Source organism: Pedobacter sp. Bi126 (genome assembly GCF_918698245.1).
Classification (GTDB): Bacteria; Bacteroidota; Bacteroidia; order Sphingobacteriales; family Sphingobacteriaceae; genus Pedobacter.
This window is the reverse complement of the sequence record NZ_CAKKMS010000002.1, coordinates 121146-147423: the sequence shown is the minus strand read 5'-3', so window position 1 is coordinate 147423 and position 26278 is coordinate 121146. Positions and strand designations below refer to the sequence as shown.

The window sequence follows — 26278 nt, the reverse complement described above, 5'->3', positions numbered from 1 at the left end:
GTTATTTCTTTCTAATTGTTAAGGGTTATAAGGTAAGTTTCAAACTAAAATCAACAGATCTTGATGTTGGCGTTGAGAACGAATAAATCCCTTGCGAACCATTTGATGAACCAAATGAACTTACTTCCGGATCTCCGCCAGTAAAGTGTGGCGCATAAATCCAAAGGTTTCGTCCGGTTACCTGAAATCCGATGGTTTTGAAAGGTGTTTTTTGTAACCAGGCCGGTTTAACATTATAACCCAGACTTACGTTTCGCAATTTAACATAGGTTCCATCCTGAATTACTGATTCGAGAACACTGTTAGCACGTTGATAATAAGCTTGCCCTGTAGCTGAAACCGTATTTGGCAAACCTGTTGTAGCATTTATGCCCTCAACTATACGTGGTCCACGATCTTCGGTAACTTTAGGTGTACCATAGAAATAACCATAACCATCTACGTTATTCTGAATATCGCCCCCCTTTTTCATATCAAAAGAGAAACTAAGCGCAAATTGTTTATACTTGAAATTATTAACAATACCACCCATCCAATCCGGATTGATATCGCCAATTATACCTTGTTCATCGGCGGCAAAAGGAAGGCCTCCATCATCAGTAAGCAGCTGACCAGCCGCATTTCTGGCATATCGGGTACCATAAATTACACCGTAAGGCTGGTTTACAAAAATAAAGGTGAAACCATTGCCAACCTGTTTCAGGTCTTTGTAAATAGAAAGCACTTTGTTTCTGATTCTGCTATAATTTATCGTTAAATCCCAGCTAAAATCCGGGGTCGAAATTGGTTTTGCATTTAACAGAACCTCAATACCCCGGTTGCGCATAGCTGCAGAATTTACACTTGTTGCGTTAAAACCTGTAGATGGCGCCAAAGCCACCGACGGAATGATACCATTTTTAGTCCGCTTATCGAAATAGGTAAGCTCAATGCCTAAACGGTTTTTAAAGAAACCAGTTTCTAATCCAACTTCAAACTCGTTAATACGTTCATTTTTCAGGTTTGGATCGCTAAGTACCTGGCTGATTAAGAAACCCGATTGTCCTTGATAAGGAAAAGTAGTATTTCTAATCGTTTGCGATTCGTAGGGAGTAAGTAAACTATATGGGCCTATACTTGCATTACCTACCGTACTGTAAGAAAGCCTTAGTTTACCAAAGTTCATCACTTCAGAAAGGCCATTAGAAAAGAAATTAGAGAAAATAAAACTTGTTGCAGCCGAACCGTATGGATAAAAGCTGTTGTCTTTAGCCAAAACCGAAGTACCATCGTATCTGCCTGTTAAAGACAAGATAATAAACTTTTTATAATCGATATTAGATTGCAGATAAAAGCCTATTTTCCGCGTAAGGTAACTGGTTTCTGTAAACTTAACAGTAGAGGCAGAACCGATATTATTAAAACCTGGAATGGTGATTCCTAAGCCATTGGCATAGCCATTTTGCGAATATGTCGAAATAAGGTTATTACCCAGTAAGGCTTCGACATTAAAATCACCAAAACTTTTATTGGCGTTCAGTATCAAATCATTATTATACTGTCTGAAATTAGTATTGTTATTTACAATTCTTCCGTTAGGATTAGAGACCGACAGTAAAGACTCGGTGTATTTACCTTGCTCAACATATACATCGGCACCAAAACGCTCAGTAATGGTTAACCAGTTTAAGGGTTTATAATCGGCTGTAAATGTCGGCAGAAAACGGTTCACAACTGATGTATTGCTGATATTATCTAACACCCAGTAAGGATTATTGCGAGAGAAACGGTATAAACGCTGACTTCCATCAGGGTTTACCGAAGGTTGCAGATCATAAGAAACTGGGGCAGAAAAAATGGTCCACACCGGACTTTCCAAGGCATAACCTTCAGGTAGCCGACGGTTTTTGGTATTGGCATAATTTAGGGAGAAAGTAACATTCAGATCCTTAACAATTTGTGTGGTGAATTTACCAAAAACGGTATTCCGGTCGAACGAAGTGCTAGGTACCGTTCCATCCTGCGCAAAATTGGTATACGATATAAAATAAGAGTTGTAAGCTCCACCCCCGTTTATGGCTACTGTATTGGTATATGTTTTTCCGGTTTTAAAGAATAAATCAGACTGATCATATACCTGTGCAGGCTGGCCGTTAATTTTTAAGGTATCCATTCTCGCCCCCCACGATGTACTCGTTTTTTGGTTCACACCATCAAAATATACGCCATTTGAGCCAAGAGAATATTTATTCTGGATTTCTGGCAACAGCGGTTTCTCCATTGAAAAAGAAGAAGAAAAGCTGATACCAGGCTTTTTATTCAGGCTACCGGCTTTTGTTGTGATAATAATTACTCCTTTTGCACCATCAGATCCATATAACGCTGTTGCAGCACCACCTTTTAGCACATTAATGCTTTCAATAATATTAGGATCAAGATCGGCAATCCGGTTGGTGCCGGGACCGGAGTTGAGGTTACCGGTTTCATCATTGTTAACCGGAATACCATCAATTACCATCAAAGCTTCATTGTTGCCATAAAGAGAATTAGCCCCCCTGATTACAATACGCGACGAACTGCCTGGCGTACCCGACGAACTTGTAATTTGTACACCAGAAACTTTACCTGCCAATGCATTTACCAGGTTAGGCTCTTTCGACTGGGTAATCTGATCGCCTTTTACCTCCTGCGAGCTGTAGGTCAAATTTCGCTTATCACGTTTCACCCCTAAGGCAGTTACCACAATCTCATTCAGGCTTTGCTGGTCTTCACTTAATGTTATGGTTATGTTGCTTTGCCCACTATAAGCAAATTCTTTGGTTGTATAACCAATTCCACTAAAAACCAGTGTAGCTGGACTTGCACTTTTAATTGAAAAGATCCCTTTCGCATCGGAAGAGGTGCCAATAGCGGTTCCTTTAACTTTTACCGATATGCCTGGGATTGGCAGCCCCGATGCATCTGTAATTTTGCCACTAATCAGCGACGTTTGACCATAAATCTGTATGCAACAGAGCATGGTCAAAATGAACAAAGTAATCTTTAATCTGGTCATTGTATTCAGTTTAGTTAGTAATATGACCAAAATTAGGTTTATAAGAAGCCAGATAGAACGATGATTTTAACACGTATTGCCCAAAAATTAACGCAAATGTTACAATAGTCGTAAATACGTTAATAAACTGTGATTTGTTTAACCGATCAAACAAAATTTTGAACCTGGGAGCAGATGTTGAAGTAATTTGTGAGATGTTTAGGCTTTCCGGCCCTACTGATTGTTGTTCGCAATAATCAGATTTTCAGCACCGTTTTTGGTTGGTTAAACTAAGCGATTTGAAGGTACACAAATCAGCACCAATAAAAAAGTAATTAGCCCAGAAGTTGAAAGCATAGCCTAAGTATGCTTAAGAAACAATTTTTTATTTTAATTATTCGACTAAATTAGTCCTTGCAGGCTTCCACCCTCTTGGCCCAAAACATCCAGCTTTTTTTCTACAGCTTCATCTTTGATCAATTCAGGTGCATGGTGAGGCTTTTTCCTCGCATCGATAATCAAAGAACCTTTACAGCCCCAATGTTTATTAATGGTAAAATCGTTAATACCGTAAATATCAGCCGCCGGGTTGCTCCTTGTAAAAGCGACCCAAACCAGATTATCAATATTGTTGGCCGTAAATTCTGCGTCATCTGCCAATATAATTAAAGGTAAGCCTGATAAATCCTGATCGATCAAAGCCATATTCAATAAAGCAATTTCAGCAGCTGTTTTCTCCGGACTTAAATATTTGTCACTTCCTAAAACTAAAACGCCTGGAATGGCTATTTTCGGCTGATAAAATCCGTCGCCTAATTTCAGTCCTTCAGGAATCTTATTCCAAAGTTCACGCTGCTTGTCTCCTGCCGCCGCAATTACTACCTTCGATCCGCTGTTTAATCCATCACCGCTATAATCAAGTGTATCAATTGTAGTATTCGTATAAAAATGAACATCCCTCGTTAAATCGATCCGTTCTAAAATATGCGTAAGAAATGCTTCAATATGGTGCGTGCTTAAATGCTGATCATCTTCTTTGGCTGCAATAAACAGATATTTGGCCAAACTCAATTGATTTTTCCCCAGTATATGGTTCGCTATGGTTAATATTTCCTGAGGTCTGCGTGCTTTTAAATATGGGGTATAACGCTCACTGCCGATAGCAAAAAGCAAAGGATGAACGCCAGCCGCATCAACCGCATGAACTTCTTTTAAACCATGAATTTCCTGTGGTATGGCCGAGCCTGTAATTTCATGGATTAAAGCCCCAAAACTGGTATCCTCTTGCGGCGGACGACCAACAACCGTAAACGACCAAATGGCATCTTTTTTATGATACACGTTGTGCACTTTCATCAAAGGAAAAGGATGCGTTAAACTGTAATACCCCAAATGATCGCCAAAAGGCCCTTCTGGCTTATTCTCATTTGGATAAACCGTTCCGGTAATAACAAAATCGGCATCTGCAGAGATACAAAAACCTTCATCATCATAAAAATAACGGAAACGCCTATCGCCCAATGCACCTGCAAATGTCATTTCCGATAATCCTTCCGGTAAAGGCATCACTGCGGCTAAAGGATGTGATGGGGGTCCACCGACAAAAATGCTCACTTTTAAGGGTTGGCCGAGGGCGTTGGCTTTTGATTGATGTACACCAATCCCTCTATGGATCTGATAGTGCAACCCGATCTCCTGGTCCTGGATATAATCGTTACCACCCAATTGGATGCGATACATGCCCAGATTTGCATTTAAAACGCCTGGTTTATCTATATCTTCAGTATAAACCTGCGGCATGGTAACAAAAGGGCCACCATCCATAGGCCAGTTTACAATTTGTGGTAATTGACTGATACTTGTTTTTAAAAATTTTCTTTTTGCAGAAGGTGTTTTAAGTGGCAAGGCCGATAAAGCCGACATTGCGGAACCCGCATATTTAAACGGATTTTTTAATGCTTTTATCGGATCATTCCTTAACGATACCAGCTGTTGTACTTTTGGTAAAGTATCTCTAAAAATAAATTTCGATCGCTCTAATGTCCCAAACAAGTTTGAAACAGCAGGAAAAGGACTTCCTTTAACTTTTTCGAATAGTATTGCTGGTCCTTTATTTTCGTAAACCCTTAAATGGATGGCTGCCATTTCTAAATAGGGATCTACTTCTTCTTTTATTCTGATTAAATGACCGTGCTTTTCGAGATCGGATACACATTCTGCTAAACTTTTGTATGCCATGCCCAAAGATAAATAATTAGATTTTCTCAGAAACAAAAAAGCCCCATATAAGTAGATTTTACAATAAAGCTACTTACATGAGGCTTTTAACCACCTAAATTATATTATTTCTTTCCTGCGAAAGCGCGCAACATCCAGGTATTTTTCTCTTTAAACTGCATAAAGCGGTTAACCATATCGTTAGAACCATCGTCTCCGGCAGCATCTGTAGCTTCTAAAAGTTCTCTTTCCAATTCGATCAATGCAGCCATATCATCTAAAATGGCATCAACCATATCAAGATCTTTAAGGCCAATGGTATCAATTTCTTTAATTTGAGATTCTTTTATATAATCGGCAAAACGGCTATGCGGTGCTTTACCCAAGGTTAATACACGCTCGGCTATCTCATCAATAGTTAACTGTGCATTGGTATATAATTCTTCAAACTTAACATGTAAAGTAAAGAAGTTCTGACCTTTAATATTCCAGTGGCAACCTCTTAGTTTTTGATAATGAATGTGATAATTAGCCAAATAATCGTTCAAAAGATCTACAACTGGTTTAACTTCTTTTTCGTTTAAGCTTATTTCTTTAGCGTCCATTTTTTTTATTATTTATGATGTTTTTGATGTCTACGTAACAACCCAAATTTATAAAAGTTTTGCTCAATTTTGTCTTTTGAACAATACGTTATTTATTAGATCGTTTAATATTCAATTATTATAGGGAACAACAATTTTACAAACATTTGTTAATGAATGGCATATCGATATTAAGCTATTAAAGTCATCTTATTTTTACTTAAAAACGAATAGCTGAACATAGACTGATTAACAATATTATTCGTATAATTGCTCCCTTTGACTTAGAAATTTACATAAAATAAATGCATAAAATATATTTATCTGCTGTAGTGTTATTTGCCTTAAACATTGCAAATGCCAAAGCCAACACAGCAAGAGACTCTATCGGTGTAGAAAATAATAAAGGCAAAAAACTGATCGTTCATCAAACTGTAGCAAAAGACACTTATTATTCAATAGGAAGAAGGTATAATGTTTCTCCTAAAGAGATTATGGCCTTTAATGACAATAAATACCTTCAGGTTGGGGTAATCATTAAAGTTCCAACAAATATTCCTTTTACCGCAACAGGATCAGCTAACAGCACACAAAATCAAAGCGCTTCTACTGGCAATATAATAGAGCATACCATCAAGCCAAAAGAAAATCTAAACATGCTCGCCGAAAAATATGGCACAACCATTAATGAGATTAAAGCCTTAAACAACCTGAGCAGCAGCAATTTGAGTATCGGTCAGGTTTTAAAAATCCCTGCTAAAAATGGAGAACAAACTGCAACAGCTGCTCCGGTAACGCCACCAGCGAAGAATAATACAGAAACGCCTCAAGCCAATACATCATCTGCTGATCAAACCATGATTGAGCATACTGTTGCGCCTAAGGAGTTTTTAGGCAAAATAGCCGAAAAATACGGCACTACTGTTGAAGAAGTAAAAAAAGCCAACAATCTTTCAGGAAATAACTTGCGTATCGGTCAGAAACTTAAAATTCCGGCAACTAAAAACATTGATGAGAACAAAGTAGTATCTGCCGCTGAAGAAAAACCTGTTCAGGAGAACAAATCTACAGATGCGGCCGGCACACATACTGTTTTAAGGAACGAAACTATTTTCACCATCGCTAAACAATATGGCATTACCGCTTACCAGATTAGAAAACTGAACGATTTGCCTGATAACGCCATTACCATTGGACAGGTTTTAAAAGTACCGGGAGGGATTATTACAGATGTTCAGGTTCCGAAAGAAAAACAAGCTGAAGCAAAAGCTAAAGAGGTAGAAGCAAAAGTTAAAGACGCACCAGCAACAAAAGAAGAAAGTTTTATTCATACCGTTGCTACTGGAGAAAACATTTTTACCATTGCTAAAAAATACAATTTAACTGCTTATCAGATCAGAACAGCAAATAAACTGGAAGATAACGCAATTAAAATTGATCAGAAACTGATTATTCCTAAACCGCCACAGCCTAAATCGGTAAATGATTTATCGAAAGAAGAGCAGGAAAACGAACCAGATAGCACCATGGTTAAAGACCCTAAACTTCGCCGCGACCCGAGCGTATATGGTTTAAGTCAGATCGAAGAAAAAGGAACCGCAGTTTGGATTGCAGACCAAGACCTGGATGGAACAAAAATGTTGGTTTTACACCGTACAGCACCTGTGGGCAGGGTAATTAAGATTACCAACCCAATGACCAACCGCACTACCTTTGCCAAAGTTGTTGGTAAATTTACGGAGAACGAATCCACAAAAGATGTTATAATTGTAATGACTAAAGCTGTAGCCGATTCATTGGGCGCTTTAGACAAACGTTTTTTCTGCAATTTAACATATAGTGCTCAATGAGTTTGAACAAAAAGCCATTTATAATTGGTATTGCCGGTGGTAGTGGATCGGGTAAAACATTTTTCTTAAACTGTTTTCTTCATCATTTTAAACAGGATGAAGTAACACTCGTATCGCAAGATGACTATTATATCCCAGCGGGCGAGATGACACAGGAAGAAAACAAGTTATACAACTTCGACCTCCCTTCTACCATTGATAGCGAACAGTTTTTAAGAGACATTAAACAGTTAATGAGTGGCGAGGTTGTTTATAAAAAAGAATACAACTTCAATAATCCACTCGCCGTTGTTAAAATTTTGGAGATTAAATCGGCACCTATTATTATTGTTGAGGGTCTTTTTATTCTCCACTTTAAAGAAATTGCCGCCCTGCTGGATCATACCATTTTTGTTGATGCAGATGAACAGGTAGCTTTAGATCGCCGTATAAAACGCGATGGCTTGGAACGTGGTTACCCTGAAGATGATGTATTGTACAAATGGCACAACCATGTAGTGCCAGCCTATAAAGAATATTTATTGCCGTATCGCGAACAGTGTAATAAGGTAATAATGAACAACACCAACGAACCCGAAGAAATTATCGGTATCACAGAAGATATCTCCAACGATTTAAGGAATAGTATTTTAGTAGATATACAGTAACTTCAAAGAAGTCAAGCTTTTAAAGCTTGACTTCTTTTTGTGCGAGGAATCGTAATGTCTTGATAGGGTTTACAGGGTGCATTAAGATTCCCGCCTGCACGGGAATGACGACCGTTCTTTAAAAATCAATCACCAATTAATCCAACCTCATTTCAGGAATCTCACCTTCTATTACCAATCTTCCAGCCGTAGATTGTTGTATAAATTCGATGCTTACGCCTGGTGCACGCTCCAAAAGTTTAAAACCACCTTCGGGCAGAATATCCAAAACCGCCAATTCGGTTACAATTTTTTTGATGCACTTTACACCAGTTAAAGGCAAAGTACAATTAGGTAATAATTTACTTTCTCCGGCTTTATTGACGTGTTGCATCGCCACAATAATATTTTTGGCCGATGCTACCAAATCCATAGCCCCTCCCATTCCCTTCACCATTTTACCAGGGATTTTCCAGTTGGCAATATCTCCATTTTCTGATACTTCCATGGCTCCCAGAATAGTCAGATCTACTTTTTGCGCACGGATCATCCCAAAACTCATTGCCGAATCAAAAATAGACGATCCTGGCAAGGTGGTGATGGTCTGTTTCCCTGCGTTAATTAAATCGGCATCTTCCTCTCCTTCGAAAGGAAATGGCCCCATACCCAATAAGCCGTTTTCAGACTGTAACACGACGTTAATTCCTTTTGGAATATAATTGGCGACCAAAGTAGGTATGCCAATACCAAGGTTAACATAGTATCCGTCTTTTATTTCTTTAGCAATACGCTGTGCGATTTCTTCTTTTGAAAACATATTTTTTTTAATGATTGATTGAAAGAATTTCGAATGAGTGAATGAACCACCAATGAACTATTGAACCTTCCTCACCGTTCGCTGCTCGATTCTTTTCTCATAATCTTTCCCTTGAAAAATCCGATGAACATAAATACCAGGTGTATGGATATAATCCGGATCTAATTCGCCAGCTTCTACCAATTCTTCTACTTCGGCAATGGTTACTTTACCTGCCATAGCCATTATAGGGTTAAAGTTGCGGCTGGTAGACCTGAAGATCAAATTCCCAGCGGTATCACCTTTCCAAGCTTTAACAATAGCGAAATCAGCATCAAAAGCATATTCCATTAAATAATCCTTGCCATCAAAATTGCGCACTTCTTTGCCTTCTGCCACTTCGGTACCCACACCCGCAGGGGTAAAAATTGCAGGCATACCATATCCGGCTGCCAGGCAACGCGTAGCCAAAGTACCTTGTGGAATAAGGTCTACTTCAAGTTCGCCACTTAGCAGTTGCCTTTCAAATTCGGCATTTTCACCTACATACGAAGAAATCATTTTTTTAACCTGGCGTTGTTTTAGCATTAAACCAATACCAAAATCATCAACACCAGCATTATTAGAGATACAGGTTAAATTTTTCACCTGCTTGTTTACCAAAGCATTAATGCAATTTTCTGGAATACCGCAAAGCCCGAAACCACCGAGCATAAGGGTAGCACCATCTGATATATCTTTGATAGCCTCTTCAGCTCCAGATACCACTTTATTTATCATCTTATGAATTTTTTGGTTAGTTCGCTAAATTACAAATTGCCTTCAAAAATGTAGCATTTATAATTTTTAAATCTTCCAGGAATATTAATTAATTGGAATTAATCTAAATAACTATTACCTTTGTGCAGCAATGGTTTACGAGAGAGAAGAAAGTCTATTCATACTACCCACCGATCCTGAATTTCAAAAAGGCATGGGTTTTATTTTCAGCTGTACGGCTGAGCACAAAAAATGTTGTGAGAAATTCAAAAAAGGTAAACGCTGTAAGAAGTGCCCTGGCAATAAAAAGAAATAAGCCTATTTAGCAATTTCCACAATTTTATCATCGCTTCCGTTACTGGTACAGATATAAATTTTCCCTTCAGGCGATTGGCAAACAGCCCTTATCCTACCATAAGTGTTTACATAAAAATCTTTCGTTCCAGTAATTTTTGTTTGAGCATCGTCTAATTTAAGCTGCATCAATTTAGTCCCTTTTAGTACTGCCAATAGTAACGAATTTTTAAACTGCGGAATATAATCTGAATTGTAATAAGCTAAACCGCTGGGTGCAATAGTTGGTGTCCAATTGATTAATGGCTCTGCCACATTGTTGGAACTGCAGAACGATTGTTCTCCACTTTCATTACAAAAACCCTTAATATTTGGCCATCCGTAGTTTCTTCCCTTTTCGATAATATTAATCTCATCATCTGAATCAGGGCCATGCTCCGAAGAAAAAATTTTATTGCCCACCTGGGTTAATCCTTGTGCATTTCGATGCCCTAAAGACCAAACCGGGTTATTTGGATAAGGGTTATCACCGGGGATCGAGCCATCTAAATTTATCCTTAAAATTTTACCCGCTAAAGAGTTAACATTTTGAGGATTGCCAGTATCAGCAGCATCGCCAGTACTGATAAATAGTTTACCGCCACTAATCAGCAAACGCGAACCATTGTGGATTGAAGCAGCAGGAATCTGATCCAATAATACCTGCGGACTCGTTAAATTTCCACCAGCGTAAGTATAACGCACCACTTTGGCTTTATAGGTACTTCCATAGCCATAAATTACATAAACATAAGGGTTACTGGTAAAATCGGGATGGAGTGTCATTCCAAGTAAGCCGCCTTCTCCGTTGGTACGCACTTCGGTTATGGTAAGTAAAGGCGTTACTTGCCCATTGGCAGGGTTTAAACGACTAATTTTACCTGCTTTTTCGGTAAACCAGATGAAATTATCAGGGCCATACGCAATTTCCCAGGGAAAGCTCAATCCGGATACAACTACTTTTGATTTTAATTCTACATCGGGTAAATTACCCGGATCGTCACTATCATCACCATTCTTTTTGCAATTTGTAACGAATAGCATTACAAATAAGCAGAGTAGTATTGCCCTCATAACCGTAACGTTTTATAAATAACAACGTTACGGTTATAAAGTTTTGTTTTTATTGGGCGGACATCATTTCGAGCGAAGCACAGCACAGCCGAGAACCACGAAGTGCTCTGCGCAGCAAAATCTTTATATAATTAGCTTTTAGATTGCTGTCAGATGTTACCATCTGACAGATTTTCAAAAAAATGATTTAGTGTCGGATGGTAACATCCGACACCACAACTATTCCGCTTTGCTTCAGTCGAGAGGACGCCTAGGCAACTTAAATCTCATGTCTCACATCTCTTATCTCACAACATCAATTCAAATACACATAAGTAATCCCATCCCCGCCTCGATCAGCATGTTCATCTTCCATCCTATTTACCTGACTATATTTACGCAGGTATTCTCTGATCATTTTCCGCAAAATACCATCACCTTTACCGTGAATCAGCTTAATGGACGGAAAGCCAAGCATAATGGCTTTATCTAAATACTTCTCTACTTCAAAGAGGGCATCTTCAGTTCGTTTTCCACGAAGATCAAGTTCGGCCCTGAAACCAGATACGGCATCATTCATGCGCCCTGCAAAAGAATTTGCACTGCTTTGAACTACTTTTTTAGCTTCCCGGTTACTCACTTTTTGAACGCGGTTCTTTTTAATAGTCGATCGTAAATCGCCGATAGCCAAAACCAATTCATTGCGGTTAATTTCTAAAACCTGACCAATGGTTTCACTATCCGTAAATTTCACTAAATCACCAATTCCAATTTCACCACCAACAATTACCTGTACTGGTTTAGAGCGCTCTTTCGGAATAGTATTTTTAACCAGCTCTTTTTGCAAATTCTGGCGGAGTTCTTTAGTTACTTCTTTATCAGCTTGCTTTTCCTTAATCTCGGCAATGGTGTTTTCAACCAGTTTATTGGCATTTTTAATAATATTCTGCGCCTCTTGTTTCGCTTCTTTAATCAGTACCTTTCTATTCTCCTCTAAAAAGCTTTTCAACTTTTCATTTTCGGCAACCAAGTTTTTAGCTTTATTCTGCTGATTGGCTAAACTTACTTTGGCGTCGTAAACATTTTTCTTTTCGCGCTCCAGATCAATAAGCATGGTATCTACTCGGTTCTGGTTAGATCCTGTTTTTTCTTTAGCCAGCTCGATTACCTCTTTTGGCAAACCAATATTCTGAGCGATTTCGAATGCATAAGAACTACCAGGTTTACCCATTTCTAAAATGTAGAGCGGTTTCATTTTGGCATTATCAAAAAGCATTGATGCATTTTCCAAACCAGGTGTATTACCTGCAAAAAGCTTTAAATTAGAATAGTGGGTAGTAATTACCCCCCTAACCTTTTTATTGTTCAACACCTCTAAAACAGCTTCAGCCATTGGTCCTCCAAACTGCGGATCGGTTCCGGTACCAAACTCATCAATCAGCACCATCGTTTTTGGCGAAGCATGCTCTACAAAATAGCGCATCTTTTTTAAGTGTGCACTGTAAGTACTTAAATCACTTTCTATAGATTGGTCATCGCCGATATCGGCAAAAATATTTTCAAAAATACCCACTTCACTATTTGCATCAACCGGAATTAACAAACCTGTTTGCAACATAATCTGCAAAAGGCCAACGGTTTTCATACAAACCGATTTACCGCCTGCATTTGGCCCTGATACCAATACCACCCGGGTTTCGGCATCTATATGGATATTTAAGGGTGTAACCGTTTTCTTTTCTGCAGCAAATGAAATCGATAACAAAGGGTGCCTTGCATTAATCAGCTTGGTTTTAGACTCTTTTAACAAACCTGGCATTTCAGCTTCAATATCCATCGCAAATAAAGCCTTTGCACGAACAAAATCCAGTTTGGTAAGGAAACCATGGTAAGAAAGCAATAATGGCGAGTATGGCCGCAAATCGTCCGTTAGCGCAATTAAAATCTTAATAATTTCCCGGCGCTTGTCAAACTCTAAGTCGCGCAACTTATTATTTAAGGTAAATACTTCTTCAGGCTCAATGTAAACCGTCTGCCCTGTTGCCGATTCATCGTGTATAAAGCCCTTGAGTTTACGCTTGTTCTCAGCCAAAACCGGAATACACATTCTACCATCACGAATGGTTAAACTACCATCGGCAACCCAGTTATTGGCAATAGCCTGCTTGTAGATCGAATCCATTCGCTTACGCACATCTTGTTCGGCCTTCGAAATGGCAGAGGTAATCTCCTGCAATTCTTTTGATGCATTTGGTTTGATCTTTCCTTTGGCATCTATAACGCTTTCTATTTTACGAAGGATCGTTTTTTCGATCGGCAGATGCTCAAATAAAGCTTCTAGCGTAGGATATACTTCTGCACGTTCTTCGAAAAAACGGAGTACTGAGAAAACAGTATGTAACGAAGTGTATACCTGAAACCACTCATCTTCCAATAGATAAGTGCCTTCAACCCTGATTTTTTCAACCAGCGACTTAATATCAAAAAAGGTATTAATCTGTAGAGGTTCCTGATTTTGCAGGATACTTTTAAACTCGTTTGTTTGACGTAAAAACTTATCAATCTGATCAAAACGGTTCATCACCTGCATCTTCTCTACCATTGTTTGCCCCATCGGACTTAAACAATGTTTGCTAATCAGTTGCCTGATCTCAACAAAACCTAAACGTTCTAAACAGTTTTCGGGATATAACATATTATTGTACAATAGCTGGACTTGGAACTACTTCCGATAAGCCAGCTTTTTTTATATTAATTAATGAATCGGCCTGTTTTTTCTTCTTTGCAATTTCAGCAACTGCTTTAACCTTCGATAAAGAATCTGGTTTCATTTTTTTTCTGATCGCAAGAGAATCGGCCTTAAATTTCTTTGCTATCACTAAAGAGTCGGCTCTAAATGCTTTTTTCTTGATTATCAGATCAGCTAATGCTGTTCCCTTTTTTTGCTTGGCTAACAATTTTTGTATGTTTTTATACATCGCCTCCAATGCTACAGGGTTGGTATTATACCATATTAAACTCCTGTTATATTCGGCAGAATCTGTACCAAATTTTTTATAAATCCCTTTATAATAAGCTGCTGCTACCTTCTTTGCTGAATCTACTACATAAATACTTGAAAGGTATCCATCAACAATGTGCATATCGTATAAAATCTTTTCCATTTTATCAGGTTTAATAATGCCATCAGGTATACCAGGTTTGCAACCAAACCATAATATAGCTGTCATTAAAACCCATATTAATCTCTTCATGCTTAATTTAAATATTATTTTTTGCCCAAATTGCGGCAAGGTTATTAATTTTACCAAAAATAGTTATAAATGAGCATAGCTGATAATCTTAAACAATATAAAAGCGAAGTTGAATCAGGCGGGGTAAAACTAATTGCCGTTTCAAAAACACAACCAGTAGAATCAATTTTAGAAGCCTACAACGCCGGACAGCGCATTTTTGGAGAAAACCATGTACAAGAAATGGTAGATAAACAGGCGCAACTTCCAAACGATATCGAATGGCATCTTATTGGCCATTTACAAAGTAATAAGGTAAAATACATTGCTCCTTTTGTAAAACTTATTCATGGGGTCGACAGTTTGAAACTGCTACAGGAAATCAATAAACAGGCTGCAAAAAGCAAACGCGTAATTGATTGTTTATTACAGGTTTACATTGCAGATGAAGACACTAAATTCGGACTTGGTTTTGATGAAGTGATCGAATTGCTACGTGCCGAAGACTTAGCCGAATTGAAAAATATCCGTATTGTGGGTTTAATGGGGATAGCCACTAATACTAAGAACGAAAAGCAGATTACGACCGAGTTTCAGGAACTAAAAGTATTTTTTGATGGTATTAAAGTGAGCTTTTTCCGTAAAGACGATGCTTTTAAGGAAATATCGACTGGAATGAGTGCAGATTATAAAATTGCAATTGAAGAAGGAAGTACAATGGTACGCATTGGTAGCAGTATTTTCGGAAAAAGGGTAATTAAACATTTCAAAAACGATAATACGGCGAATTAATATGGATTTTAACATCAGATTTGCGACTGCAGAAGATTGTCCAAGGATATTGGAATTAATTAATGAGCTGGCCATCTATGAGCGTGCCCCTGAAGAAGTGACAGTTACCTTAGATCAATTTATCGATGCGGGGTTTGGCAAAAACCCGGTATGGAAAGCTTATGTAGCCGAGGTAAATAATACAATAGTGGGCTTCGCGCTATACTATACACGCTACTCTACATGGAAAGGATGCAGGTTATATCTCGAAGATTTTATCGTAACAGAAGAATTTAGAGGAAAAGGCTTGGGTAAAGTATTATTCGAAAAAGTGATAGAAGAGGCTAAAAACGGTAATTATAGCGGCATGGTTTGGCAGGTATTAGACTGGAACGAACCTGCAATAAATTTTTACAATAAATATAAAGCACATTTAGAAAGTGGCTGGTTAAATGCGGCTTTCTCTAAAGAACAAATCAAGGCATTTTAATATGGATATTTTTAAGTTTGGTGGTGCCTCGGTAAAAGATGCAGATGGAGTGAAAAATCTGGCCAATATTGTCCGCGATTACAAAAAAGGAAACCTTCTGATTGTAATTTCGGCGATGGGTAAGATTACTGATAAACTGGAAAAGTTAACGCAGGCATTTTTATCACAAAGTGATGAAGCGCATGCAATTTTTGATGAGATTAAACATTTCCATTTCAGTATTATAGATGAGCTGTTTCAAGGCAAAGCCAATCCTGTTTATGATGATGTGGCTAACACATTTGTTGAAATTGACTGGCTGATTGAAGATGAACCGGATAACAACCCTGATTACATATACGACCAGATTGTATCTATAGGAGAAGTGGTTTCTACAAAAATTGTGGCAGCCTGGTTAAACGAAACAGGTAATAAAGCCCTTTGGATAGATGCTCGAAACTATATCCAGACTGACAATACCTACCGCGAAGGAAAAGTAGATTGGGCAAAAACCAATCAGATTATACAAAAAGACTTATTACCACTCTTAACCGACAACATTATTGTAACACAAGGATTTATTGGCGGCACCAGCGAAAACTACACCACAACTTTAGGCAGGGAAGGTTCTGACTATTCGGCAGCCATATTTGCTTCCTGCTTAGATGCCGCTGCACTAACCATCTGGAAGGATGTTCCCGGGGTATTAAATGCAGATCCGAAATGGTTTGATGAGACAGAAAAAATTGCCCAGCTTTCTTATCACGATGCGATAGAGCTTACTTATTATGGTGCAACGGTAATCCATCCAAAAACAATAAAACCGCTTCAAAATAAAGGGATTCCGCTTTTTGTAAGGTCATTTATTCAACCTGAGGGCTCAGGAACAGCAATTACCAAAGAAAACAACCCATTGCCTATCCCCTCTTTTATCTTTAAGGTTAACCAGGCGTTGATTTCTATTTTCCCAAAAGATTATTCTTTTATTATAGAAGAAAACCTGAGCAATATTTTTGAGCTTTTCCATACACACCGGATCAAAATCAATACCATGCTTAACTCTGCTATCAGCTTTTCGGTAAGCGTTGATGATCACCCTACTCAAATTGAAAAACTGATCAAAGACCTTTCTCAAGAATTTACAGTAAGATACAATAAGGGTCTGGAACTGGTAACCATCCGCTATTATAACCAACAAACTATTGATCGTGTAACGGTTGATAAGGATATTTTATTGGAAGTTAAAAGCCGTCATACCTGCCAGATGGTGATGAAGAATCGAACCGTATAAATTTGCTCATTGAAGATTAACTGCGTTCGTCATTTCGACCGCAGTGCTCCAAAGGGACTCCTTCGGAGGTGAAACCTATCTAAATGAGATTTCTCCATTTTGTTGCGCTCCAGTCGAAATGATGGCCTCTTTTGAAATGACATAACTAAACAATGAACAATAAACTTTTAGCCAAAGCCGTACAAGACTATATCAACGCAAATTTAAATGCTGATGTAAATCAGATTGCTTTAGCAAAAAGTCCGTTCGAGGGTATTACTGCAGCCGAACTGGCCACACAAATTACGGCAAAAAAAAAATCTGAAAAAAAATTACCAACCTGGTTTAATACTCAGAATATTTATTATCCTCCTGTATTATCCATCGAGCAAACTTCTTCTGAAATTACGGCGAAATACAAATCGAAACTAGCCAAAGGCAACACTTTAATTGATATTACCGGAGGTTTCGGGATTGATAGCTACTACTTTTCCAAAAAGGTAAAAGCCGTTACACATTGTGAAATTAACCCTGAGCTATCTGTAATAGCCCAACATAATGCACAGGCATTACATGCAACAAATATCGAATTTAAAGCAGAAGACGGAATTGCTTACCTCCAGACTAGTGATGCATCATTTGATAGCATTTATGTAGATCCTGCCCGAAGGGCCGAAAAGGGCAAAGTTTTTATGCTAAAAGACTGTACACCCGACATTGCAAGTAACCTGGATACCATATTAGAAAAATCTTCTAGAATAATTATCAAAACTGCTCCTTTACTTGATATTTCAGCAGGATTATCAGAATTGAAACAAGTTAGCGAGATTCATATTGTGAGTGTAAAAAATGAGTGCAAAGAGCTTTTATGGATCATCGATAAAGGCTACAATGGTGATACGAAAATTATAGCTGTAACCCTAAATAACGGGATTGAAAAAGATTTTTCCTTTTACAGATCAGTTTCAAATGGTTCAATTCAGTTTATTGATGATTTAAACACTGGTGATTACTTGTACGAACCAGATGCTGCTTTACTAAAATCGGGTGCTTTTAATTTAATTGGCACCACTTACAATCTTTTAAAACTACATCCTCAAACACAGCTATTTAGTTCGGCTATTGTAAATAAAGATTTCCCAGGCAGGATATTTAAAATTGAAGCCGTACTCAGCACCGCAACACTTAAGAAACAAGGAAATTTAAAGGGAAATGTGATTGTGCGGAACTATCCGGCAAAGCCTGAAGATTTAGTTAAGAAATATAAAATAAAAGCAGATCAAAATCAGTTTTTAATTTTCACTAAGGTGGGCAATGGAGAAAATATCGTTGTTAAAGCATCAATTATACAGTATTATTAGGTTGTCATTCTGAGTATAGCGAAGAATCTTTTATCTATAAAAAACTTTAAAACTAACGACCAACTACTTTTTTTCGGGAAGCAGGTTCAGAAGCATTTGGATTATTACAATCTCGTTCCCACTTCTGCTGATGAAAAAAAATCAGCATCTCGTCCAAGATCAGGTTTAGCTGGCTTACATAGCGCAACTGTCTGAGGTAAGATAAACCCGACCGACAGCGTTATCCCGATTTAACATTTATTTTTATTTGTACAGGATTTCAATCGGGATTAAGCAAAGGGCGGGACTATCGGAACCGATTACCGCAGCAGTTGCTTTTCAAAGAACAACTTACTTCATGATTGGCAAAGAAAAAGAGTCATGCCACTCTTAACTACGATACTCAGATTCTTCATTGCATTCAGAATGACAGAAACACAAAAAGCCTCTCAATAGAAAGGCTTTTTGTAGTGATGAAGAAATAATCTTATATTATTGCTTAAACTTTCTTAACATTTACTGCCTGTAAACCTTTTCTGCCTTCAGCTACTTCAAATTCTACTGTGTCGTTTTCTTTCAAGCTTTCGATTCCACCTAAAACATCTTTAAAATGTACAAATAAGTCTTTATTGTCTTCTTGTACAATAAATCCGAAGCCTTTTTGAGTGTTAAACCATTTAACTTTTCCGGTTGCCATAAAAAAATAAAAAATTGTATAAAATAAATAAACCTTTTACGCCTTGATCAGCATTTCATTTAACCAATTGAGTATTAATATGAATAAAACAACCAGTTTAAGCGTTAATATTGAAACAAAACTACCAAATATAATAAATTATGAATATAATGCAAGCCATTTCTGGCCATTCAACAAGAATGTTGCGTTATTAAATAAATTTTTGGATTATTTATTTGGTTGAGGCGTAGTACGTAAATATGGTTTAATTACTTGGTGTCCTTTAGGAAATTTAGCTGGAATATCTTCCGTTTTAATGCTGTTTACCACAATTACATCTTCTCCATCTTTCCAATCGGCAGGCGTAGCCACACTATAATTGGCTGTAAGCTGTAAAGAATCAATCACACGTAACACTTCATTAAAATTTCTTCCTGTTGATGCTGGATAAGTAATGATTAATTTCACCTTTTTATCAGGACTGATTACGAACAACGAGCGAACTGTTAAAGTTTCTGAAGCATTTGGGTGGATCATATCATAGAGATTTGCCACCGTTTTGTCCGGATCTGCAATAATCGGGAATTCGACAGAAGTATTTTGAGTTTCGTTAATATCATTAATCCATCCTTTATGCGACTCGGCAGAATCAACGCTTAAAGCCAAAACCTTAACGTTTCTTTTTTCAAATTCGCCTTTTAAAGCCGCAGTTCTACCCAGTTCTGTAGTACAAACAGGGGTATAATCGGCAGGGTGAGAAAACAACACTCCCCAGCTATCGCCTAAATAATCGTAAAAATCTATTTCGCCAATGGATGTGTTGGCCTTGAAATTCGGTGCGGTATCGCCTAATCTTATACTCATGATATTATTAATTTAATTTTGATTAAAACAAATCTAAACAATACTATACTAAATACATAGATTTAATATTATCTTAAGACCTCCAAATTACAATTCCAATAAAAAAACCCCGAAGAATTTAATCTACAGGGTTTAAGAATATTAATTTGTTTGGGGTGTTTGCGTTTAGTATGCTTTTATCATAAATACATAATCCTGTATTTTTTCGATCTGTTTGGTGCGTTTTAAACCAGACAGCAAGCTCTTCTTGTTGGCAGAAAGTTTATTTACGCCTAGTGAATCCTGGGGAATGGCCCTCATTGCTTCTAAAATATATTTTGATTTAATGGCAAAGGCTGCACCTTCTGTCTGATCTGGCTTACCACTGATAATACCTACCAAATTTCCGTTATTATCTAAAACAGGCCCACCGCTATTACCCGGATTAACTGAAATGGCTACCTGATACTGAGTGGTATCACCAATAAAACCATTTTTAGAACTCACGTAACCTTCTCCAAGCACAGCATCATCTTTTGGATAACCTAAGGTATATACAATTTCACCGATGTTACTTGTATTCCTTTTAATGGTGTATGGAATAGATGATAAGTTACTGAAGTGTTTATCGTTTATTTTAAGAATTGCAATATCGTTTTGAGGATCTGTGTAAACTGACTTTACCTTGAACGATTCTCCTCTACTGTTTTGCACATATAAAGAATCAGCGCCATTAATAATATGCAGGTTGGTTAAAATGTACCCATTTGTAGAAATAGCAAAACCAGTACCACCAAAACTATTCTGAGCATTTGGCTTACCAGAAGTTGTATTATTATGCTTAATATTTCTGATTAAGCTATTTTGTGTTTTAATAGCATTATTTACCTGGTTGCTTAACTGCCTGTAACGCTCTGCCTGTTGAGTATTATGCTGAATAGAGTAGATAGAAACCAGAGAGAGTACAACAAAGGATGCTGCAACTGCAATTGCAGATTTATGTTTGCGCCACAATTGAACCACGCGTGAAGGATGAGGCCTAAGTGTAGAAGCCAATCCCTCCACATCAATTTCTGAGTGAATATGATTTAACTGTTCCTTTAAGCGCAACTGCTCAGCAAATGTTCCCATAGATTCTAAAAAGAACTTATGCGAAACTACTTTATGATCTACTGTGGCATCATTACGACGTAACTGTTCAAAAGCTTCAGTTTCCTGTGCATTAAGTTTACCTAAAAGGTAATCTTCAATAATTGCATCTAACTCCAAATCGTTTCTCATTTCAAATTATGGTTGAAAAAATATTTTCTTTAACCTTTGCAGGCATTTATATTTCTGCGTTTTTGCATTATCGGTATTGGTATAGCCGAACTTTTCGCAGATATCCTGCATGGATAAATTTTGGATATAAAAATCCTGAATAATGGTTTTACAAGGTTCGCCCAGATGATCGAGTGCCGATTGCATTTTCACAAAAGCAGCATCCTTTTCTTCATGGTGCTCTACATCTTCCTCAACAGCAAATACATCTTCATAATCAGTAATATTACCGGCTTTTTTACTGTTTAGGCTAAGTTTTTTTAGCCAAATACGCCGACATACCGAATAAATGTAGGTTTTGAGTTTGCTGCTCAGCTCAAAATTGCCTTCCTTAATTTTGTTATATAAAATTATTATACCTTCCTGATAAACATCTTTTGCGTCATCTTCATCACCGTTATTATTCAGGATAAATTGCAAAACCATTGCATAATAAGCCTTGTATAACTTGTTAAGTGTATCTTCTGAGTTATTTAGAATACCTAAAATAACCTCTCTATCTGTTGGAACTGAACTCTTTAAACTGTTATTCACTAGTTAATACATTTTTCTATAAATAGTAACCCAATATTAGACAAAAAAATATTTATAGCTACTATAATTGCTTAATACAAACTTAAAGCAAACGGTAACCCAAACCTCAAAAAAAATATTTTAACTTTTTTGTAAATTATCGGGTTACCTTTTTACCTTTGCGGCATTAATAAGAAATTAATTACTTAAAAAATTCAAAAATGAAAAATGCATTCAAATTAGGCTTTTTAGCTTTAGCTTTATCTTTATCAGTTGTTGCTTGTAACTCAGAAAAAAAAGCTGAAGGTGCTGATACTACTTTAACTGATTCTTCTACTATCGTTACTGATACTACTGCAAAAGATACTACAGTGAAAGATTCTACAGTAAAAGATACAACTGTAAAAGCTACTACAACTACTACAGAAGAAGTTAAACACTAGTCTAACTTTACTCATAAAAAAAGGCTCCTGATGTAAATCGGGAGCCTTTTTTATTTTTTTTTACTTTTTTTTTATTTTTTTGGGTTACCTTTTTAAATAAGTGGTATTAACAGGTAAATTAATTAATTACTTAAAAATACTCAAAAATGAAAAATGCATTCAAATTAGGCTTTTTAGCTTTAGCTTTATCTTTATCAGTTGTTGCTTGTAACTCAGAAAAAAAAGCAGAAGGTACTGATACAACAGCTACAGATTCTTCAACTATCGTTACTGATACTACTGCAAAAGATACTACAGTGAAAGATTCTACAGTAAAAGATACTACTGTAAAAACTACTACTGAAAAAACTGAAGTTAAACACTAGTCTAACTTACTTATAAGAAAAGCCTTTGAAATTCATTTTTCAAAGGCTTTTTTATTTTATCAGAAAAAACGGGTTACCTTTTAACATTTTAGGCATTAATAGTAATAGTAACCCTAAAACAGATATCAAAATGAAAAATGCATTCAAATTAGGCTTTTTAGCCCTAGCTCTATCTTTAACAGTTGCTGCTTGCGGCGAATCAGGTAAAAAAGCTGATGGTGCTGACACAACAGTTACAGATTCATCAACTATTGTTACTGATACAACTGCTGTTGATACTACAGTTAAAGATTCTACTGTAAAAGACACTACAGTTAAAGCTACTACTACAAAAGAAGAAGTAAAACACTAGTTATTTTACTAAATAACACAAAAAAAGGTCGTGTTTTTATATCGCGACCTTTTTTTATTTAATAAAACAGGATTAATTCTTGTCTTTTTTGCATAAATTAGTAATTAATTAATTTTCAAAACCAAACAAATTAAAAAAAATGAAAAATGCATTCAAAATGGGCTTTTTAGCTCTAGCTTTATCCCTATCCGTTGTTGCTTGTAAATCAGAAAAAAAAGATGGCGCAACTGATTCATCTAAAGTTGATTCTACAGTAGTAGATACTACTGTAAAAGATACTACAGTGAAAGATACAACCGTTAAAGACACTACAGTAAAAGACACAACTAAAAAATAGTTTTAGCTATTACTGCAAAAAGGCCTTGGAAATTCTAAGGCCTTTTTTATTTTATATTAATTTCTAGGAATCAAGACCTTAAAATCCATCAATTGTAGTAAATTTGCGGCAAAAATATAATCCGCATAATGAATTTAACATCACTACAAGCTATTTCACCAGTTGATGGCCGTTACAGAAAAACAACCGAAAGTTTAGCTGCTTACTTTTCTGAAGAAGCCTTAATCAAATACCGTGTTTTTGTAGAAATCGAATATTTTATCGCACTTTGCGAAATCAACTTGCCTGGCTTAGAAAATTTTGATAAAAATCTTTATGCCCAATTGCGCAAAATCCACGAAAATTTCTCAGAAGTTGATGCCTTAGAAATTAAGGAAACTGAAAAAGTAACCAACCACGATGTTAAAGCTGTTGAATATTTTATCAAAAGTAAATTCGATGCGTTATCACTTCAGCACTATAAAGAGTTTATCCACTTCGGGTTAACCTCTCAAGATATTAATAATACTGCCATTCCTTATTCTATTAAATTAGCATTGAATGAAAGTTATTATCCAGCAATTAATACGCTGATTGAAAAGATAAATGCCCTGGCTACAGAGTGGAAAGATATTCCGATGTTGGCACATACACATGGCCAGCCGGCCTCTCCTACCAAATTAGGCAAAGAGTTTTTGGTTTTCGCCGAACGCTTGGCTATTCAGGTAGAAAGTTTAAAAAACATCCCTAATAGTGCAAAATTTGGTGGCGCTACCGGAAACTTCAATGCACACCATATTGCTTACCCTACAGTAAACTGGGTTAATTTCTCTAACCAGTTTGTTAACGAGACTTTGGGCTTAACACGTGCACAACATACTACACAAATTGAACATTACGATCAATTTGCTGCTCAATGTGATGCTTTAAAACGCATAAACAACATTATTATAGATTTGGACAGAGATATCTGGACATATATTTCTAAAAACTATTTTAAACAGAAAATCAAAGCCGGAGAAATCGGTTCGTCGGCTATGCCACATAAGGTTAACCCTATCGATTTCGAAAATGCTGAGGGAAATGCAGGAATTGCCAATGCTTTGTTCGAGTTTTTCGCTGCTAAATTGCCAATTTCACGCTTACAGAGAGACTTAACCGACTCTACTGTTTTAAGAAATGTAGGCGTTCCATTTGGGCATACCTTAATTGCTATTAATTCTACACTACGCGGATTAAATAAGATTTTATTAAATGAAGCTGCTTTACATGCCGATTTGGACGAAAACTGGGCAGTTGTTGCCGAGGCTATTCAAACGGTTTTAAGAAGAGAGAACTACCCTAACCCTTACGAAGCCTTGAAAGAATTAACCAGAACAAATTCAAAAATCAATGCTGCAAGTATTGCTGAGTTTATTGAAGGTTTAGCCGTTTCTGAAACTGTTAAAGTGCAATTGAGAACGATTACACCTTTTAATTATACTGGCGTTTTCTAGTCAAATTAAATTGACGTTAAGCAGACAGCTAACAAAGGTTTTATTAGTGAGTAATTGTTAATTTTGTTTATTCAAATTGATTAAGACATGACGATTAACGTATATACAGAACAGACTCCAAATCCAGCTACCATGAAATTCATGGTAAACAAGCTGTTAATAAATGGCAGTGAGGATTTTGCAACTAAAGAAAGTGCAGAACACTCGCCTTTTGCTAAAGAGTTATTTAAGTTCAACTTTGTTTCTGGCGTTTTTTTCGCCAGCAATTTTGTTACCATTACCAAAACAGATGATGCAGAATGGGCTGATATTGAGGCTATTTTAAAAGAATTTGTTAAGGGAGCTGTAGAATCTGAATTAAAAATTAAAGAAGCAACTACAGAAGAAGCTCCTGCATTTGAGGGTACAGAAACCGAAATTAAAATTCAGCAGATTCTGCATGATTATGTACGCCCGGCTGTTGAACAGGATGGTGGTGCAATTACATACAAATCTTTCGATGAAGGCGTGGTTACTGTAGAATTACGCGGTTCTTGCAGCGGTTGTCCATCTTCTACCATTACGCTTAAATCTGGTATCCAGAACTTATTACAGAGAATGGTACCAGAAGTTACAGAAGTTGTTTCTGAAGCGCTTTAAAATTGTGCATTTTTCATAGTACATATAGTGAAAAGGTCCCGATGAGAATCGGGACCTTTTTTGTTGCAAACGAGTCGTCACCCTGAATTTATTTTACTGCGTAGCTTTCCGCTTCGCTACAGGTCAGGGTCTTTAAGATGCTGAAATAAATTCAGCATGACGAATAGCTTAAAAATACTGCTTAATCGCAGTTAACATTTCAGCCGTAAGTTTACCATTGGTAGCCAATATCTCTCTTTTTTCAAAGTAATTATTTCCACCTGAGAAATCGTACACTTCTCCTCCTGCCTGCTGCACAATAAAGCATCCGGCTGCAAAATCCCATTGCTGCAGATTGTATTCAAAAAAAGCATCGAAACGTCCACAGGCTGTATATACAAGATCTATTGCTGCTGCACCAATTCTACGTACCCCGTGGCTTTTCTGCATCATTTCGGTCAATAATTTTAAATATTGAGGCTGTTTATCAAACTGATAATATGGAAAACCTGTTGCCAATAAACTCGATTTTAGATCAGGATTAGTAGAAACTTTAATTTCTTTCTTATTCATAAGGGCTGGTCCGCCCTTATACGAATAAAACATTTCTCCCCTATTTAACTCGTAAACTACGCCTATAACAGCTAATCCATCTTCATAAAGCGCTACGCTTATGCCATAAGCAGGAATGCCATGAATAAAATTCGTTGTACCATCCAATGGATCAATTATCCAGGTATAGGTCTTACCTGTACGGTTAATGGTTTTCTCTTCGGTTATGAAACCTGCATCGGGAATTAATTTTTCGAGATTTTGAACCAGTTTCTGCTCTGCTGTTTTATCAACATAAGAAACCATGTCATTTAATCCTTTGTATTCTATTTTTTGAACATCAAACTGCATTGCTTCTTTGCGGATAAAATTTCCCGTAAGCCTTACAATCGATATTACTTTTGTACACAGTAATTCGTAATTCATAACTATTTAATAGTAAAACGAGGCGTTTATTTGATGATGAATAA

At 36.9% G+C, this 26278-nt stretch carries 25 protein-coding genes; 12 read left to right on the top strand and 13 right to left on the bottom strand.

What is annotated here, in order from left to right; genetic code table 11:
- Nucleotides 1-25: 25 nt before the first annotated feature.
- The 3 genes from LQ201_RS05820 to LQ201_RS05810 form a co-directional block, all read right to left on the bottom strand.
- A complete protein-coding gene (locus tag LQ201_RS05820) occupies nucleotides 26-3034 on the bottom strand; it encodes a SusC/RagA family TonB-linked outer membrane protein (protein ID WP_230140024.1) in 3009 nt (1002 codons plus the stop codon).
- A gap of 381 nt (nucleotides 3035-3415) precedes the next feature.
- A complete protein-coding gene (locus tag LQ201_RS05815) occupies nucleotides 3416-5251 on the bottom strand; it encodes a UbiD family decarboxylase (protein ID WP_230140023.1) in 1836 nt (611 codons plus the stop codon).
- Between the two features lie 104 nt (nucleotides 5252-5355).
- On the bottom strand, nucleotides 5356-5835 hold the full coding sequence (locus LQ201_RS05810) for a Dps family protein (protein WP_230140021.1): 480 nt from the start codon (nucleotides 5833-5835) through the stop codon (nucleotides 5356-5358).
- A gap of 284 nt (nucleotides 5836-6119) precedes the next feature.
- Here LQ201_RS05810 and LQ201_RS05805 point away from each other — a divergent pair, with 284 nt between their 5' ends.
- Together LQ201_RS05805 and LQ201_RS05800 are read left to right on the top strand one after the other, a co-directional pair.
- Nucleotides 6120-7664: a LysM peptidoglycan-binding domain-containing protein gene (locus tag LQ201_RS05805; RefSeq protein WP_230140019.1), complete on the top strand. Its 1545-nt coding sequence runs from the start codon at nucleotides 6120-6122 to the stop codon at nucleotides 7662-7664.
- Between the two features lie 2 nt (nucleotides 7665-7666).
- The gene (locus LQ201_RS05800) at nucleotides 7667-8311 is read left to right on the top strand and encodes a uridine kinase (protein ID WP_036669687.1); all 645 of its coding nucleotides are present in this window, start codon (nucleotides 7667-7669) and stop codon (nucleotides 8309-8311) included.
- A gap of 136 nt (nucleotides 8312-8447) precedes the next feature.
- Here the strand turns inward: LQ201_RS05800 and LQ201_RS05795 are convergent, their stop codons facing one another.
- From LQ201_RS05795 to LQ201_RS05775, 5 genes are all read right to left on the bottom strand, one after another.
- Entirely contained in the window at nucleotides 8448-9107 is a 660-nt protein-coding gene (locus LQ201_RS05795) for a CoA transferase subunit B (protein ID WP_230140017.1), read from the bottom strand.
- 57 nt (nucleotides 9108-9164) lie between these two features.
- Nucleotides 9165-9866, bottom strand: a complete 702-nt coding sequence (locus LQ201_RS05790) for a CoA transferase subunit A (protein ID WP_215127968.1) — start codon at nucleotides 9864-9866, stop codon at nucleotides 9165-9167.
- Between the two features lie 297 nt (nucleotides 9867-10163).
- The gene (locus LQ201_RS05785; RefSeq protein ID WP_230140015.1) at nucleotides 10164-11252 is read right to left on the bottom strand and encodes a sorbosone dehydrogenase family protein; all 1089 of its coding nucleotides are present in this window, start codon (nucleotides 11250-11252) and stop codon (nucleotides 10164-10166) included.
- A 295-nt stretch (nucleotides 11253-11547) separates the two neighbouring features.
- Nucleotides 11548-13926 carry an endonuclease MutS2 gene (locus LQ201_RS05780; RefSeq protein WP_230140013.1) on the bottom strand — a complete coding sequence of 793 codons (2379 nt, stop codon included), beginning with the start codon at nucleotides 13924-13926 and terminating at the stop codon, nucleotides 11548-11550.
- 1 nt (nucleotide 13927) lies between these two features.
- Nucleotides 13928-14461 carry a DUF4296 domain-containing protein gene (locus LQ201_RS05775; RefSeq protein ID WP_230146611.1) on the bottom strand — a complete coding sequence of 178 codons (534 nt, stop codon included), beginning with the start codon at nucleotides 14459-14461 and terminating at the stop codon, nucleotides 13928-13930.
- Between the two features lie 93 nt (nucleotides 14462-14554).
- Here LQ201_RS05775 and LQ201_RS05770 point away from each other — a divergent pair, with 93 nt between their 5' ends.
- The 4 genes from LQ201_RS05770 to LQ201_RS05755 all read left to right on the top strand — a co-directional run bounded on the left by LQ201_RS05770 (nucleotide 14555) and on the right by LQ201_RS05755 (nucleotide 18335).
- Nucleotides 14555-15256 carry a YggS family pyridoxal phosphate-dependent enzyme gene (locus LQ201_RS05770; protein WP_230140009.1) on the top strand — a complete coding sequence of 234 codons (702 nt, stop codon included), beginning with the start codon at nucleotides 14555-14557 and terminating at the stop codon, nucleotides 15254-15256.
- Between the two features lies 1 nt (nucleotide 15257).
- The gene (locus LQ201_RS05765; RefSeq protein ID WP_230140007.1) at nucleotides 15258-15725 is read left to right on the top strand and encodes a GNAT family N-acetyltransferase; all 468 of its coding nucleotides are present in this window, start codon (nucleotides 15258-15260) and stop codon (nucleotides 15723-15725) included.
- Between the two features lies 1 nt (nucleotide 15726).
- Nucleotides 15727-16995 carry an aspartate kinase gene (locus LQ201_RS05760; RefSeq protein ID WP_230140005.1) on the top strand — a complete coding sequence of 423 codons (1269 nt, stop codon included), beginning with the start codon at nucleotides 15727-15729 and terminating at the stop codon, nucleotides 16993-16995.
- A gap of 152 nt (nucleotides 16996-17147) precedes the next feature.
- Entirely contained in the window at nucleotides 17148-18335 is a 1188-nt protein-coding gene (locus tag LQ201_RS05755; RefSeq protein WP_230140004.1) for a class I SAM-dependent methyltransferase, read from the top strand.
- A gap of 478 nt (nucleotides 18336-18813) precedes the next feature.
- On the opposite strand, the gene LQ201_RS05750 is transcribed toward LQ201_RS05755, so the two are convergent.
- The 4 genes from LQ201_RS05750 to LQ201_RS05735 form a co-directional block, all read right to left on the bottom strand.
- Entirely contained in the window at nucleotides 18814-19011 is a 198-nt protein-coding gene (locus LQ201_RS05750) for a cold-shock protein (RefSeq protein WP_029276380.1), read from the bottom strand.
- A gap of 207 nt (nucleotides 19012-19218) precedes the next feature.
- Entirely contained in the window at nucleotides 19219-19854 is a 636-nt protein-coding gene (locus LQ201_RS05745; RefSeq protein ID WP_215127985.1) for a peroxiredoxin, read from the bottom strand.
- A gap of 165 nt (nucleotides 19855-20019) precedes the next feature.
- Nucleotides 20020-21114 carry a S1C family serine protease gene (locus LQ201_RS05740; protein WP_215127987.1) on the bottom strand — a complete coding sequence of 365 codons (1095 nt, stop codon included), beginning with the start codon at nucleotides 21112-21114 and terminating at the stop codon, nucleotides 20020-20022.
- Between the two features lie 6 nt (nucleotides 21115-21120).
- Nucleotides 21121-21687: an RNA polymerase sigma factor gene (locus tag LQ201_RS05735; RefSeq protein WP_230140002.1), complete on the bottom strand. Its 567-nt coding sequence runs from the start codon at nucleotides 21685-21687 to the stop codon at nucleotides 21121-21123.
- Nucleotides 21688-21887: 200 nt separating this feature from the next.
- Between LQ201_RS05735 and LQ201_RS05730 the strand changes: the two genes are divergently transcribed.
- The 6 genes from LQ201_RS05730 (at nucleotide 21888) to LQ201_RS05705 (ending at nucleotide 25277) form a co-directional block, all read left to right on the top strand.
- Nucleotides 21888-22109, top strand: coding sequence for a hypothetical protein (locus LQ201_RS05730; protein ID WP_055911571.1), 222 nt, complete (start codon nucleotides 21888-21890; stop codon nucleotides 22107-22109).
- 146 nt (nucleotides 22110-22255) lie between these two features.
- A complete protein-coding gene (locus LQ201_RS05725; protein WP_057934271.1) occupies nucleotides 22256-22474 on the top strand; it encodes a hypothetical protein in 219 nt (72 codons plus the stop codon).
- A gap of 25 nt (nucleotides 22475-22499) precedes the next feature.
- Nucleotides 22500-22826, top strand: a complete 327-nt coding sequence (locus LQ201_RS05720; RefSeq protein ID WP_230140000.1) for a hypothetical protein — start codon at nucleotides 22500-22502, stop codon at nucleotides 22824-22826.
- 139 nt (nucleotides 22827-22965) lie between these two features.
- The gene (locus LQ201_RS05715) at nucleotides 22966-23163 is read left to right on the top strand and encodes a hypothetical protein (RefSeq protein ID WP_116251791.1); all 198 of its coding nucleotides are present in this window, start codon (nucleotides 22966-22968) and stop codon (nucleotides 23161-23163) included.
- 128 nt (nucleotides 23164-23291) lie between these two features.
- Nucleotides 23292-24638: an adenylosuccinate lyase gene (gene purB / locus LQ201_RS05710; protein WP_230139998.1), complete on the top strand. Its 1347-nt coding sequence runs from the start codon at nucleotides 23292-23294 to the stop codon at nucleotides 24636-24638.
- Nucleotides 24639-24725: 87 nt separating this feature from the next.
- Nucleotides 24726-25277, top strand: a complete 552-nt coding sequence (locus LQ201_RS05705; protein ID WP_057934267.1) for a NifU family protein — start codon at nucleotides 24726-24728, stop codon at nucleotides 25275-25277.
- Nucleotides 25278-25445: 168 nt separating this feature from the next.
- Here LQ201_RS05705 and LQ201_RS05700 read toward each other — a convergent pair whose 3' ends face one another.
- The gene (locus tag LQ201_RS05700) at nucleotides 25446-26234 is read right to left on the bottom strand and encodes an inositol monophosphatase family protein (RefSeq protein WP_230139997.1); all 789 of its coding nucleotides are present in this window, start codon (nucleotides 26232-26234) and stop codon (nucleotides 25446-25448) included.
- Between the last annotated feature and the right edge of the window lie 44 nt (nucleotides 26235-26278).

Coding starts and splice junctions, on each gene's coding strand:
- LQ201_RS05820 (WP_230140024.1), bottom strand. CDS start 3,034: ATGACCAGATTAAAGATTACTTTGTTCATTTTGACCATGCTCTGTTGC.
- LQ201_RS05815 (WP_230140023.1), bottom strand. CDS start 5,251: ATGGCATACAAAAGTTTAGCAGAATGTGTATCCGATCTCGAAAAGCAC.
- LQ201_RS05810 (WP_230140021.1), bottom strand. CDS start 5,835: ATGGACGCTAAAGAAATAAGCTTAAACGAAAAAGAAGTTAAACCAGTT.
- LQ201_RS05805 (WP_230140019.1), top strand. CDS start 6,120: ATGCATAAAATATATTTATCTGCTGTAGTGTTATTTGCCTTAAACATT.
- LQ201_RS05795 (WP_230140017.1), bottom strand. CDS start 9,107: ATGTTTTCAAAAGAAGAAATCGCACAGCGTATTGCTAAAGAAATAAAA.
- LQ201_RS05790 (WP_215127968.1), bottom strand. CDS start 9,866: ATGATAAATAAAGTGGTATCTGGAGCTGAAGAGGCTATCAAAGATATA.
- LQ201_RS05785 (WP_230140015.1), bottom strand. CDS start 11,252: ATGAGGGCAATACTACTCTGCTTATTTGTAATGCTATTCGTTACAAAT.
- LQ201_RS05780 (WP_230140013.1), bottom strand. CDS start 13,926: ATGTTATATCCCGAAAACTGTTTAGAACGTTTAGGTTTTGTTGAGATC.
- LQ201_RS05775 (WP_230146611.1), bottom strand. CDS start 14,461: ATGACAGCTATATTATGGTTTGGTTGCAAACCTGGTATACCTGATGGC.
- LQ201_RS05770 (WP_230140009.1), top strand. CDS start 14,555: ATGAGCATAGCTGATAATCTTAAACAATATAAAAGCGAAGTTGAATCA.
- LQ201_RS05765 (WP_230140007.1), top strand. CDS start 15,258: ATGGATTTTAACATCAGATTTGCGACTGCAGAAGATTGTCCAAGGATA.
- LQ201_RS05760 (WP_230140005.1), top strand. CDS start 15,727: ATGGATATTTTTAAGTTTGGTGGTGCCTCGGTAAAAGATGCAGATGGA.
- LQ201_RS05755 (WP_230140004.1), top strand. CDS start 17,148: ATGAACAATAAACTTTTAGCCAAAGCCGTACAAGACTATATCAACGCA.
- LQ201_RS05750 (WP_029276380.1), bottom strand. CDS start 19,011: ATGGCAACCGGAAAAGTTAAATGGTTTAACACTCAAAAAGGCTTCGGA.
- LQ201_RS05745 (WP_215127985.1), bottom strand. CDS start 19,854: ATGAGTATAAGATTAGGCGATACCGCACCGAATTTCAAGGCCAACACA.
- LQ201_RS05740 (WP_215127987.1), bottom strand. CDS start 21,114: ATGAGAAACGATTTGGAGTTAGATGCAATTATTGAAGATTACCTTTTA.
- LQ201_RS05730 (WP_055911571.1), top strand. CDS start 21,888: ATGAAAAATGCATTCAAATTAGGCTTTTTAGCTTTAGCTTTATCTTTA.
- LQ201_RS05725 (WP_057934271.1), top strand. CDS start 22,256: ATGAAAAATGCATTCAAATTAGGCTTTTTAGCTTTAGCTTTATCTTTA.
- LQ201_RS05715 (WP_116251791.1), top strand. CDS start 22,966: ATGAAAAATGCATTCAAAATGGGCTTTTTAGCTCTAGCTTTATCCCTA.
- purB (WP_230139998.1), top strand. CDS start 23,292: ATGAATTTAACATCACTACAAGCTATTTCACCAGTTGATGGCCGTTAC.
- LQ201_RS05705 (WP_057934267.1), top strand. CDS start 24,726: ATGACGATTAACGTATATACAGAACAGACTCCAAATCCAGCTACCATG.
- LQ201_RS05700 (WP_230139997.1), bottom strand. CDS start 26,234: ATGAATTACGAATTACTGTGTACAAAAGTAATATCGATTGTAAGGCTT.